This is a genomic window from Cellulomonas sp. P4_H12 (assembly GCF_056400905.1).
The window spans coordinates 1-12,941 of the sequence record NZ_JBFUKJ010000006.1 but is presented as its reverse complement, the minus strand read 5'-3'; the positions used below and the strand labels follow the sequence as shown (position 1 = coordinate 12,941).

12 protein-coding genes are annotated in these 12,941 nt (G+C 72.3%); all 12 read left to right on the top strand.

The window, feature by feature from the left end; all coding sequences use genetic code 11:
• The first annotated feature begins 21 nt into the window (after window positions 1-21).
• Window positions 22-465: a VOC family protein gene (locus tag AC1DQC_RS04855; RefSeq protein ID WP_477050090.1), complete on the top strand. Its 444-nt coding sequence runs from the start codon at window positions 22-24 to the stop codon at window positions 463-465.
• Window positions 466-475: 10 nt separating this feature from the next.
• Window positions 476-1,075 carry a recombination mediator RecR gene (recR, locus tag AC1DQC_RS04850; RefSeq protein WP_477050089.1) on the top strand — a complete coding sequence of 200 codons (600 nt, stop codon included), beginning with the start codon at window positions 476-478 and terminating at the stop codon, window positions 1,073-1,075.
• A 10-nt stretch (window positions 1,076-1,085) separates the two neighbouring features.
• Window positions 1,086-1,652, top strand: coding sequence for a DUF5063 domain-containing protein (locus AC1DQC_RS04845; RefSeq protein ID WP_477050088.1), 567 nt, complete (start codon window positions 1,086-1,088; stop codon window positions 1,650-1,652).
• A 649-nt stretch (window positions 1,653-2,301) separates the two neighbouring features.
• Complete coding sequence (locus AC1DQC_RS04840) at window positions 2,302-3,576, top strand: aspartate kinase (protein ID WP_477050087.1); 1,275 nt, start codon at window positions 2,302-2,304, stop codon at window positions 3,574-3,576.
• Window positions 3,577-3,580: 4 nt separating this feature from the next.
• On the top strand, window positions 3,581-4,630 hold the full coding sequence (locus AC1DQC_RS04835) for an aspartate-semialdehyde dehydrogenase (RefSeq protein ID WP_477050086.1): 1,050 nt from the start codon (window positions 3,581-3,583) through the stop codon (window positions 4,628-4,630).
• A gap of 211 nt (window positions 4,631-4,841) precedes the next feature.
• Entirely contained in the window at window positions 4,842-5,198 is a 357-nt protein-coding gene (locus AC1DQC_RS04830) for a GntR family transcriptional regulator (RefSeq protein ID WP_477050085.1), read from the top strand.
• The gene (locus AC1DQC_RS04825; RefSeq protein WP_477050084.1) at window positions 5,195-6,082 is read left to right on the top strand and encodes an ATP-binding cassette domain-containing protein; all 888 of its coding nucleotides are present in this window, start codon (window positions 5,195-5,197) and stop codon (window positions 6,080-6,082) included. Before AC1DQC_RS04830 ends, AC1DQC_RS04825 begins: the two co-directional genes overlap by 4 nt.
• Complete coding sequence (locus AC1DQC_RS04820) at window positions 6,082-6,822, top strand: hypothetical protein (RefSeq protein WP_477050083.1); 741 nt, start codon at window positions 6,082-6,084, stop codon at window positions 6,820-6,822. Before AC1DQC_RS04825 ends, AC1DQC_RS04820 begins: the two co-directional genes overlap by 1 nt.
• Before the next feature lie 68 nt (window positions 6,823-6,890).
• Window positions 6,891-7,787: an ABC transporter ATP-binding protein gene (locus tag AC1DQC_RS04815; protein ID WP_477050082.1), complete on the top strand. Its 897-nt coding sequence runs from the start codon at window positions 6,891-6,893 to the stop codon at window positions 7,785-7,787.
• Between the two features lie 2 nt (window positions 7,788-7,789).
• Window positions 7,790-8,554, top strand: a complete 765-nt coding sequence (locus AC1DQC_RS04810; protein ID WP_477050081.1) for an ABC transporter permease — start codon at window positions 7,790-7,792, stop codon at window positions 8,552-8,554.
• Between the two features lie 244 nt (window positions 8,555-8,798).
• On the top strand, window positions 8,799-12,086 hold the full coding sequence (locus tag AC1DQC_RS04805; protein ID WP_477050080.1) for a glycoside hydrolase family 48 protein: 3,288 nt from the start codon (window positions 8,799-8,801) through the stop codon (window positions 12,084-12,086).
• A 221-nt stretch (window positions 12,087-12,307) separates the two neighbouring features.
• Window positions 12,308-12,941: sensor domain-containing protein (locus AC1DQC_RS04800; RefSeq protein WP_477050079.1), on the top strand; the 634-nt coding region annotated here is incomplete at its 3' end.

Below are 12,941 nucleotides of genomic sequence, written 5' to 3'. Positions count from 1 at the left end.
GCACCCCGACCCAGGGCGGTCGTGACCGACGCGGCGCGCGGCGGCCTGCACCACCTGGAGATCTGGGTGGCCGACCTCGCGTCGGCGGAGGCGAGCTGGGGCTGGTTGCTGGGCGAGCTCGGCTACACCGTCCGCGACCGCTGGCCCGACGGCGCGAGCTGGGGGCAGTCCGGCGGCCCGTACGTGGTGCTCGAGTCCGGGCCCGACGTGGCGCCCACGCCGCACGACCGTCTCCGCCCCGGGCTCAACCACGTCGCGTTCCACGCGGGCACGCGCGCCGAGCTCGACGCGCTGGCGGCGGCCGCGCCGGAGCACGGCTGGTCACTGCTGTTCTCGGACCGGCACCCGTACGCGGGCGGCCCCGACCACTACGCGGCGTACCTTGAGGACGCGCAGGGCTTCGAGGTCGAGCTGGTGGCGTCCGACGGCCCGGCGTCAGGCGGTCCGGCGCCGTCGACCACGTAGGCTGGCGGTCGTGTACGAGGGCGCGGTCCAGGACCTGATCGACGAGCTCGGGCGACTGCCCGGAGTCGGTCCCAAGAGCGCCCAGCGCATCGCGTTCCACGTGCTGTCGGCGGACCCGGCGGACGTCCGACGCCTCGCCGACGCGCTCACCGAGGTCAAGCTGCGCGTCCGCTTCTGCGAGATCTGCGGGAACGTCGCGCAGGAGCCGCAGTGCCGCATCTGCCGCGACCCCCGGCGCTCGCCGCTGACCATCTGCGTGGTCGAGGAGCCCAAGGACGTCGTCGCCATCGAGCGCACCCGCGAGTTCCGCGGCAAGTACCACGTGCTCGGCGGGGCCATCAACCCGATCGCCGGCGTCGGTCCGGACGACCTGCGGATCGCGCCGCTGATGACCCGGTTGGCCGACGGCACGGTCACGGAGGTCATCCTGGCGACGGACCCGAACGTCGAGGGCGAGGCGACGGCCACCTACCTGGCCCGCCTGCTCGTGCCGATGGGCCTGACGGTGAGCCGGCTCGCGTCGGGTCTGCCGGTGGGCGGAGACCTGGAGTACGCCGACGAGGTCACGCTGGGCCGTGCCTTCGAGGGCCGTCGACGGATCAGCGCGTAGGGGGAGACGGATGAGCACATCGGCAGACGCCGACCTCCGCGACATCGCGCACGCCGTCGCCACCGAGGCCCGCAGCTACCTCACCACGATCACCGAGGTGGCGTCGGGGGCCAACCCGGACGCGTCGCTCCCGCTCCTGCTGCTGGCGGTGAGCGACATGCTGGCCGCCGGCGCCCGCCTCGGGGCCACCACGGACGTCGTGCCGGCCGAGCGGTTCGAGCCGGACGTCGGCCCCGACCCGGACGTCGAGCCGCTGCGGGCCAACCTCGCCAACGTGTTCGAGGGCATCGACGAGTACGTCGAGGTGGTCGACCCGCTGCTCGGGGTCGAGGTGCAGCCCGCGAGCGTCTCGGGCGACCTCGTCGCGATCGCCGGCGCGCTGGCCCAGGGCCTGCGGCACTACGAGACCGGCGGCGTGCTCGAGGCGCTGTGGTGGTGGCAGTTCTCCTACCTGTCCGACTGGGGCGAGCGCGCGTCGAGCGTGCTCCGCACCCTGCAGACGATGCTCGCGCACCTGCGCCTCGACGTGGAGGACGACGTCGCGGCCGAGGCGGAGTACGACGCGCTGCAGCCCTGACGCCCGGCAGCCGCGCCCGCAGCCGGGCTCAGGCAGCCCTGACGCTCGGCGGGCATCCACGGCAGCGCCGGTCTCAGGCCACGCGCGTGCCGCGGCGAGCGTGCGCGTCCGGACGCCGGAGCCGGCGCACGGCGACGGCCGTCATCGCGGACGTCGGTGCGAGCTCCGCAACGACTGAGCCCACCACGCCGAGCGACACGGTCCCCCGAGCCCCACGACCACACCCTGGCGCTGGCGAGGTCTCGCGGGGCACGGTCGGCTCGATCCGACCCGATCGAGCCGGCCGCGTTCGGGGCCGACGTCGGCCTGGCGTCGTCCCACCTGTTGCGTCGCCGCCCGCCTGGCTCCGTCCACATCGAGGGCGCCCGCTAGACGCGACGGCGCCCGATCTGCGTGGCGCCACCGGCGATAACGGGAGCCGTCGACGACCGGGCGGGGGTGCACGCGGACGGGCGGMGGTGGTGCGCGCTGGTTGTGGGCCGCCGGGCGGGCCGGCGGCGTGGGGGTGGGCACGGGTCCGGTGCGCCTGCCGCGGTCCTGGAGCGTTCCGCGAGCAGCCACGATCCGGCATCTGAAACTCGCTGCCCACCTGGTGGGCACCCACGTACACTCGCCCGGTCCCGTCCCGAGCCCGCGAAAGAGCTGTCCCGTGGCCCTGATCGTGCAGAAGTACGGCGGTTCCTCCGTCGCCGACGCCAGCAGCATCAAGCGCGTCGCGAAGCGGGTGGCCGAGGCCAAGCGCGCCGGCCACGACGTCGTGGTCGTCGTCAGCGCGATGGGCGACACGACGGACGAGCTCATCGACCTGGCCCGTCAGGTGACGCCCCTGCCGCCGCAGCGGGAGATGGACATCCTGCTGACCGCGGGCGAGCGGATCTCGATGTCGCTGCTGGCCATGGCGATCCACAACCTCGGCGTCGACGCGAAGTCGTTCACGGGCCAGCAGGCGGGCGTGATCACCGACGAGGCGTACGGCAAGGCGCGGATCATCGACGTGTCACCCAGCCGCATCCGGGACACGGTCGCGCGGGGCTCGGTGGCCATCGTCGCCGGCTTCCAGGGCGTCAACCCGTCGACCAACGACGTCACGACGCTCGGCCGGGGTGGCTCGGACACCACGGCCGTCGCGCTGGCGGCGTCGCTCAAGGCCGACGTCTGCGAGATCTACACCGACGTGGACGGCGTGTTCACGGCGGACCCGCGCATCGTGCCGAACGCGCGCAAGCTCGACCGGGTCAGCTACGACGAGATGCTCGAGCTCGCGGCCAGCGGCGCCAAGGTGCTCGTGCTGCGCTGCGTCGAGTACGCCCGGCGCTACGGGGTACCGATCCACGTGCGTTCGTCGTTCAGCACACACAAGGGCACGCTGGTGACCGACCAGCCTGCAGACGAGGGAGAGACCGTGGAGCAGCCGATCATCGCCGGCGTCGCGCACGACCGCAGCGAGGCCAAGATCACGGTCGTCGGCGTCCCGGACGTGCCGGGCAAGGCGGCGCGCATCTTCGAGGTGGTCGCCGGGTCGGGCGTCAATATCGACATGATCGTGCAGAACGTGTCGGTCGCCGCCACGGGTCTGACGGACATCTCGTTCACGCTGCCGGCGTCGGACGGCGCGGCGGGCACGGCGGCGCTGACCGAGCACCAGCCCGACATCGGCTTCCAGTCGCTGCAGTACGACGACACCATCGGCAAGCTCTCGCTCATCGGCGCGGGCATGAAGTCGCACCCCGGCGTCTCCGCGCGGTTCTTCGCCGCGCTGTCGGACGCGGGCATCAACATCGAGATGATCTCGACGTCGGAGATCCGGATCTCCGTGGTCACGCGGGCGGACTCGCTCGACGACGCGGTGCGCGCGGTGCACACGGCGTTCGACCTGGACTCCACGGAAGACGAGGCCGTCGTGTACGGCGGGACGGGACGGTAGGACCATGGGACTCAACATCGCGGTGGTCGGCGCCACCGGCCAGGTCGGCAGCGTCATGCGCCGGCTGCTGGAGGAGCGCGCCTTCCCGGTCGACTCCATCCGCTACTTCGCGTCCGCGCGCTCGGCCGGCACGACGCTGCCGTGGAAGGGCGTCGACGTCGTCGTCGAGGACGTGGAGACCGAGGACCTCTCGGGCATCGACGTCGCCCTGTTCTCCGCCGGCGGCGCGGCCTCCAAGGTGCACGCCCCGCGGTTCGCCGCGGCGGGCGCGCTCGTGATCGACAACTCGTCGGCGTGGCGCCGCGACCCCGAGGTCCCGCTCATCGTCTCGGAGGTCAACCCGGGTGCGTTGTCCGGTGCCGTCAAGGGCATCATCGCGAACCCGAACTGCACCACGATGGCCGCGATGCCGGTGCTCAAGGTGCTGCACGACGAGGCCGGCCTCAAGCGCCTGGTCGTGTCGACGTACCAGGCCGTCTCCGGCTCGGGCCTCGCGGGTGCCGACGAGCTCGACAGCCAGATCCGCGCCGCCGTGGAGCAGGACACCCTCGCGCTCGTGCACGACGGGTCCGCCGTCTCGCTGCCGGCGCCGGTCAAGTACGTCGCGCCGATCGCGTTCGACGTGATCCCGCTCGCCGGGAACCTGGTCGACGACGGGTCGTTCGAGACGGACGAGGAGCAGAAGCTGCGGCACGAGTCGCGCAAGATCCTCGACATCCCCGGCCTGCTCGTCTCGGGCACCTGCGTGCGCGTGCCGGTCTTCACCGGCCACTCGCTGTCCATCAACGCCGAGTTCGAGCGCGCGATCACCCCCGAGCGCGCGACGGAGCTGCTGGCGGACGCCCCCGGTGTGCAGCTCGCGGCAGTTCCGACGCCGCTGGTGGCCGCCGGGCAGGACCCGACCTTCGTCGGCCGCCTGCGCCAGGACGAGGGCGTCGAGGGCGGCCGCGGGCTCGCGCTGTTCGTCAGCAACGACAACCTGCGCAAGGGCGCCGCGCTGAACGCGGTCCAGATCGCCGAGCTGGTCGCCGCCGAGCGCCTCACCACCGTCTGACCCCGCCCGCAACGTCCGCACTCGAGAGGGCTCTGGCCCTCCGGAGTGCGGACGTTGCGCTGCGTGGGGTCTGCAACGTCCGCACTCCAGAGGGCTCTGACCCTCCGGAGTGCGGGGAGCCGCCAGCGGCGCGGCGGGAGGTGGGGCTTGCGGGGGAGTCGGCTTCTGTGGTTAGTTGGTTGGGTAATGAACCAGCGAAGGGAGCCGCGCGGTGTTCGACGGGCGTGACCCCCTGTACGTGCAGATCGCGGACCAGATCCGCGCCGACGTCCTGTCCGGCGCGCTCCGGGCGGAGGAGCAGGTCATGTCCACCACGCAGTACGCGACGACCTTCCGGATCAACCCCGCGACGGCCGCCAAGGCGTTCACCGAGCTCGTCGACGAGGGCGTCCTGTACAAGCGGCGGGGGATCGGGATGTTCGTCGCCGAGGGCGCGCGCGAGCGGCTGCTGGCGGAGCGTCGCACGAGCTTCTTCACGGACGTCGTGGATCCGATGCTCGAGCAGGCGCGCCTGCTGGGCATCGGCGTCGACGAGATCGTCCGGCGGATGCAGGAGGGGGACCGATGAGCGGCTTCGGAGTCGAGCTGCGCGACCTGACGGCCCGCTACGGGCCGACGACGGCGCTGGACACGGTGAGCTTCACCATCCGACCCGGCGTGATCACGGGCCTGCTGGGGCGCAACGGCTCGGGCAAGACGACGGCGCTGTCGCTCATGGCGGCGTTCCGACGCCGCTCGTCCGGCACCCTGCTGGTGGACGGTGAGGACCCGTGGGAGAACGACCGCGTGCTGGCCGGCACGTGCCTGATCCGGGAGAGCGGCGACGTGATCCTCGACCGGCCCCTGAAGGAGACGCTGGCCTTCGTCGCGAACCGGCGTCCGGAGTTCGACCGGGACCTCGCGGCCTCGCTGCTCGACACCTTCGAGCTCGACCCGACCCGGCAGCCGCGCCGGCTCTCGCGCGGCAAGCGGTCGGCGTTCGGCGTCGTCCTGGGCGTCGCGACGCGGGCTCCCCTGACCCTTCTCGACGAGGTCCACCTCGGCATGGACGCCCCGTCGCGGTACGCGTTCTACGACGCCCTGCTCGCCGGCTGGCTCGAGCATCCGCGCACGATCGTCCTGTCCAGCCACCTCATCGGCGAGATCGAGCGGCTGCTCGAGGACGTGATCGTGCTCGACCGCGGGTCGGTGCTCACGGTGGCCGACGCCGACACCCTGCGGCAGAGCGGTTTCACCGTGACCGGGCCGGCCGAGTCGGTGGCGGCGTTCGTCGTGGACCGCGAGGTCGCCGCCCGCCAGCAGCTGGGCCGCACCGCGCAGGCGACCCTGGTGCGCACGCGACCCGGGGACCGGGAGCGGGCCCGCGCGGCCGGCCTCGAGCTCGGCCCCGTCGCCCTGCAGGACCTGTTCGTGCACCTGACCGAGCGCGAGACGAAGGAGGGGGCCCGATGATGAGCATCGACCTGACCGCTGCGCCGCCCCGGCGCACGGTCCGCGCGACGGCCGCCTGGATGCTCACCGTCCACCTCTACGTCGCCGCCTGGTTCTGGGCTCTCGCGATCGTCGTCGTGGGCCTCGCCATCGTCGTGATCAACCTGCTGGGCCAGGTCAGCACCAGCATCGTCGCCTTCAGCCAGCAGGGCGCCCTGTGGTTCCCCTTCTCGATGTTCATCGGGGTCACGGCCGCCTACCTCCCGGTGCACGTGGCTGCGGGACTCACTCGCCGGACGATGTCGCTCGGGGCGTTGATCGCGGCCGTGGTCACCGGGCTCGTCTACGGGGCCGTGTTCGGGGCGCTCCTGCTGATCGAGCGTGCGCTCTTCGGGGCGCTCGGGTGGCACTGGCGGATCCTCGACAGCGTCTCGGCCGCCGACACGGGTGCTCTCGACTTCGTCGTCGCCAGTGCGCTGACCTTCGTCGTGGCGTACGTGTCCGGGCTGCTGGTCTGCCTCACCTACCAGCGGGTCGGCGGGTGGTGGGGCACGCTCGCGCTGCCGCTGACGGCGGGGCCGATCTTCGCCGTGTCTGCGCTGTTCGCCCGGGACACGGGCCCGTTCTCCACCGCCACGTGGTTCGGCGGCGCGCAGCCCCTGCTGGTCGCCACCGTGGTGACCGTGGTCCTCGTGGCCGCGATGGGGCTCGTGTTCGACCGCCTCACGCGCGGCGCCGCCGTGCCCACCCGCACGTCGTGAACCGCACGTCCTGACGGGACCGGCGACCTGCCGCTCCCGCGGCACCGCACACCCTCGGAGGCCCTGCCATGTCCGTCATCCAGGTCGAGCACCTGCACAAGCGCTACGGCGAGACGGTCGCCGTCGACGACGTCAGCCTCGAGGTCCGCGCCGGCGAGATCTTCGGGATCCTGGGCCGCAACGGCGCCGGCAAGACCACCACCGTCGAGATCATCGGCGGCCTGCGCGCCCCGGACGGTGGGAGCGTCCGCGTCCTCGGGCTCGACCCGGTGCGTGACCGCGCCCGGCTGCGCGAGGTGGTCGGGCTCCAGCTCCAGGAGAGCCAGCTCCAGGCGAAGATCACCGCGCGGGAGGCGCTCGACCTCTACGCGTCGTTCTATCCCGATCCCGCCGATCCCGCGGCGCTGCTCGACGAGCTCGGGCTCACCGACCGGTCCGGCGCACGGTTCGAGCAGCTGTCCGGCGGTCAGAAGCAGCGGTTGTCGGTCGCGCTCGCGCTCGTCGGCAACCCGCAGATCGCGATCCTCGACGAGCTCACCACCGGGCTGGACCCGCTCGCCCGCCGGGACACGTGGGAGGTGGTCGAGCGGATCCGGTCGCGCGGCGTGACGATCGTGCTGGTCACGCACCTGATGGAGGAGGCCGAGCGCCTCTGCGACCGGATCGCGCTCATCGACGCCGGCCGCGTGGTCGCCACCGGGACGCCGGCCGAGCTCGTGGGGCGGGCGACCGCGGAGCAGGTGCTGCGCTTCCGACCGTCGGCGCCCGTGCCGGCGGGGCTCCTCGACGGGTTCGGCACCGCCAGCCAGCGCGACGGCGAGATCGAGGTCCGCGGCCAGGGGAACGTCGTGCAGGACGTGCTCGTCGCCCTCGACCGGCACGACATCCGGCCCGAGCAGCTGCGGGTCGAGCAGAGCTCGCTCGAGGACGCGTTCGTCGCCCTCACCACCACCCTGGAGGTCTAGTCATGTCCAGCACGCACGCGCTCACGCGCCTCACCGCCGTCGAGTCCCGGCTGTACCTGCGGGACCCCTCGGGGGCGTTCTTCGCCATCCTCTTCCCGGCCGTCCTGGTCACCGTCCTCGGGCTCGTGATGCCCTGGGCCGACCAGCCCTTCGACGCCACCGACCCGGTCCTGTCCCAGGTCAACGGCATCACCGGGTACACGCCCACGGTCCTCGCGCTCGCGGTCGCCACCGTCGCGCTGTCCACCTTCCCGACGACCATCGCCACCTACCGGGCGCGCGGCGTGCTCAAGCGGCTGTCGACGACGCCCGTCGCGCCGTCGCGGGTGCTCGTGGCCCAGCTGCTCACCAACCTGGGTGCGCTGCTCGTGGCGGCGGTGCTGATGTATGTCCTCGGCGCGACAGTGGTCGGCGTCGAGCCGCCGGCCGAGCCGCTCGTGCTGCTGCTCGCGCTGCTGGCCACCGTGCTGTCGGCGTTCGCGGTGGGTGCTCCCATCGCGGCCCGAGCGCCGACCGCGCCGGCGGCCACCGGCTGGGGGATGGGCGCCTACTTCACGTCGCTCTTCTTCGCGGGGGTCTGGCTCCCGCTGCCGCTGATGCCGCCCACGCTGCAGACGATCGCGGGCTACACGCCGCTCGGCGCGGGCAGCGAGGCGCTCGCCGCGGCGTGGTTCGGGCAGCCGTTCCCGACGCACGCGCTGCTGGTGATGGCCGTCTGGTCGCTCGTCGGCATCCCGGTCGCGTCGCGGCTGTTCCGCTGGTCGTGAGCCGGGTGGTCGCGCTCCCATCGAATCGTTTAGGAGTCTGGACGCTGCCTGTGCGCGGAACGACAGTGGCTGCCGACCCGACCACCGCACGCCCGGGAGCCCGCAGAGCTGCGGGCGACACGGGCGCCGACGGTCAGTTCCTTCGTGCACCTCCGACACCGCCTTCACGCGCCCGCGTGCGGGGGGCCGGGTCGTGCCCGCGGCGTCGCGGGGACGTGCCCGACAGCCAGAAAGGTACGAGTAGATGTCCTCATCGATCCGACGGCGAACCGCCTGGGTGGCTGTCGCCACCCTGAGCGTCTCGTCGCTCCTGGCCGTGTGCGGCTTGCAGTCCGCCACGGCCGCCGGACCGGCCGCCGCGGCCGTCCCCGCAGCGGCACCCGCCCAGGCCGCTGCCGCACCCACCGGCGAGTACGCGCAGCGGTTCCTCGCGCAGTACAACAAGATCAAGGACCCCGCCAACGGCTACTTCAGCCCGCAGGGCATCCCGTACCACTCGGTCGAGACCCTGATCGTCGAGGCGCCGGACTACGGCCACGAGACGACGTCCGAGGCGTACTCCTACTGGGTCTGGCTCGAGGCGCTGTACGGCCAGGTCACCCAGGACTGGGCGCCGCTGAACCACGCGTGGGACACGCTCGAGAAGTACATGATCCCGACGGCCGCGGACCAGCCGACCAACTCGTTCTACAACCCGGCCAGCCCGGCCACCTACGCCTCGGAGTTCAACCACCCGAGCAGCTACCCGTCGCAGCTGCAGAGCGGCGTGACGTCGGGCAGCGACCCGATCGGCGCCGAGCTGAAGTCCACCTACGGCACCGCGGACATCTACGGCATGCACTGGCTGGCCGACGTCGACAACAAGTACGGGTTCGGCGCGACCCCGGGCGCGGGCTGCGAGCTCGGCCCGACAGCGACCGGCACGTCCTACATCAACACCTTCCAGCGCGGCCCGCAGGAGTCGGTCTGGGAGACCATCCCGCAGCCGTCGTGCGAGGAGTTCAAGTACGGCGGCCCCAACGGCTTCCTCGACCTGTTCACCAAGGACTCGTCGTACGCCAAGCAGTGGAAGTTCACCAATGCCCCCGACGCCGACGCGCGCGCGATCGAGGCCGTCTACTGGGCCAACCAGTGGGCCACGGCGCAGGGCAAGCAGGCGGACGTCGCCGGCACGGTGGCCAAGGCCGCCAAGATGGGCGACTACCTGCGGTACTCCCTGTTCGACAAGTACTTCAAGACGATCGGCTGCACGTCGCCCTCGTGCCCCGCGGGCTCCGGCAGGAGCAGCGAGCACTACCTGCTGTCCTGGTACTACGCCTGGGGCGGCGCGCTCGACTCGTCGGCCGGCTGGGCCTGGCGGATCGGCTCGTCGCACGCGCACTTCGGCTACCAGAACCCGCTGACGGCCTGGGTGCTGTCGAACGACGCGGCGATGACGCCCAAGTCGCCGACGGCGAAGACCGACTGGTCGACGTCGCTCGAGCGTCAGCTGGAGTTCTACACGTGGCTGCAGTCGCCCCAGGGCGGCATCGCCGGTGGCGCGACGAACAGCTGGGACGGCGCCTACGCGACGCCGCCGAGCGGGACCCCGACGTTCTACGGCATGGCGTACACGGAGGCCCCGGTCTACAACGACCCGCCGTCGAACCAGTGGTTCGGCATGCAGGCGTGGGGCGTCCAGCGCGTCGCGGAGCTCTACTACGCGTCGGGCAACGCGCAGGCCAAGAAGATCCTCGACAAGTGGGTCCCCTGGGTCGTCGCGAACATCAGCACGGACGGCGCCAGCTGGAAGGTTCCCTCGGAGCTGACCTGGACCGGCAAGCCGGACACGTGGAACAAGACCACGCCGGGTGCCAACAGCGGGCTGTCCGTCGCGGTCAAGAGCTACGGACAGGACGTCGGCGTCGCCGGCGACACCGCCCGTGCGCTGCTCTTCTACGCGGCCAAGTCGGGCGACACCGCGTCGCGCGACAAGGCCAAGGCGCTGCTCGACGCCATCTGGGCGTCGAACCAGGACCCGATCGGCATCACCACGCCGGAGACGCGCGCCGACTTCCTGCGGTTCGACGACACCTACGTCCCGGGCGGCAACGGCGTCTACGTGCCGGCGGGCTGGACGGGCAAGATGCCCAACGGCGACACCATCAAGCCGGGCGTCTCGTTCCTCGACATCCGGTCCTGGTACAAGAACGACCCGCAGTGGTCGAAGGTCGAGACCGCCCTGGCCACGGGCGTCGCACCGACGCTGTCGTTCCACCGGTTCTGGGCGCAGACGGCCATCGCGGCCGCGCTCGGTGACTACTCGCGGCTGTTCGAGGGCACCACGCCCCCGCCGGTCGACACGGTGGCCCCGAGCGTCCCGACGGGCCTGCTCGCCGGCACCACGACCGCCACGTCGGCCACGATCTCGTGGACGGCATCGACGGACAACACGGGCGGCTCCGGCGTGGCCGGGTACGACGTCTACCGCGGGACGACGAAGGTCGGCTCCTCGACCACCACGTCGTTCACCGACACCGGCCTGACGGCCTCGACCGCGTACTCGTACACGGTCCGGGCGAAGGACGTGGCGGGCAACGTGTCCGCGGCGTCGTCGGCCCTGTCCGTCACGACGAAGGCCACGCCGTCGGACACGACCGCGCCGAGCGTCCCCACGGGCCTCGCCGCGAGCGCGGTCACCCAGAACAGCCTCACGCTGTCCTGGGCGGCGTCGACCGACAACTCCGGCGGCTCCGGCCTGGCCGGGTACGACGTCTACCGGGGCACGACGAAGGTCGGCTCCACCACGACGACGTCGTACTCCGACACGGGTCTGACGGCGGCGACGGCGTACTCGTACACCGTGCGGGCGAAGGACGTGGCGGGGAACGTCTCCGCGGCGTCGGGCGCGCTGGCGGTGACGACCCTGCCCGGCAGCACGCAGGACACGATCGCCCCCTCGGTGCCCTCGGGCCTCGTCGCGACGACCGTCACGGAGACCAGCGTCGCCCTCACGTGGACCGCGTCCACGGACACGGGCGGCTCGGGCCTCGCCGGGTACGACGTCTACCGGGGCACGACGAAGGTCGGCTCGCCGACCACCGCGTCGTACACCGACAGCGGCCTCACGGCGGCGACGGCGTACCAGTACACCGTCCGGGCACGGGACGTCGCGGGGAACATCTCCGCCGCGTCGTCGGCCCTCTCGGTGACCACGAAGTCCACGACGTCGACCAGCTCCTGCAAGGTGTCCTACACCGCGAGCAGCTGGAACACGGGCTTCACGGCCTCCGTCAAGGTGACCAACACCGGTACGACGGCGATCAACGGCTGGACCCTCGGGTTCTCGTTCGCCAACGGCCAGAAGGTCACGCAGGGCTGGAGCGCCGACTGGTCGCAGTCCGGCACGGCGGTCACCGCGAAGAACGCCGCGTGGAACGGCGCGCTCGGGGCCGGTCAGAGCACCGACATCGGGTTCAACGGCTCCCACACGGGGACCAACACCAACCCGACGGCGTTCACCCTGAACGGCGCCACCTGCACCATCGGCTAGTCGCCTGACGGACGGGCCGGTCCTCGCATGCGGGGGCCGGCCCGTCGGCGCGCCTCGGTCGAGCTCGTGACCCCGAGCCGAGCTCGCCGGTCGTCACCGGCGAGCTCGACCGGAGCTCACGAGCTCGACGCCTCGGGCAGCCGGGGTAGGGGCAACCCCACCCCGGGCTCGTGGGTGGTCAGGCTGTCTGGTGAGAGCCCCGGCCCCCTAGCGTCACTGTCATGAGCTCTCCGACGCCCCCGAGCAGCGTGTCCGACGACCTGCGCGTCGTCGCCCCCGCGTTCACGGACCGCCGCGCGCTGGCCGCGGCCCCCGTCTCCGTCGCCACCTGGCGGGGGATCTCGCAGCTCGTCGTCGGCTCGTTCGTGCTCCTCGTCGCCGCGATCGCGCTGACGGTCGCGCTGTCCCTCTCGCTGAGCCTGGTCGTGCTGTTCGTCGGCATCCCGATGCTGGTGGCCACCCTGTGGGCCTGCCGCCCGTTCGCCCGGCTGGAGCGGGCCCGGCTGCGCGCTCAGCTCGGCGTCGAGATCTCGACGCCCACCTATCCGCGACGCCAAGGCATGTGGGCGTCGTGGTGGGCCGTCCTGTCCGACGGCCGCACGTGGGCGCACGTCGCCTACGTCGTGGTCGCCGGCCTGCTTCTCACCATCCAGAGCGTCGTCGTGACGGTGTTCGCCGGGTTCGCGCTCGGCGGCCTGGTCTATCCCGTGGTCGCCCTGACCACGGGTCTGCACCATCCCCCGATCCCGCTGGTGCTCATGGTCCCGGCCGCGGTCGTGTGCGCGTGGGTGGCCGCCCTGGCCACCCAGGCYGGGTCGCTCGCGATCGTGCGGCTCGGCCGGTCCCTGCTGGGGG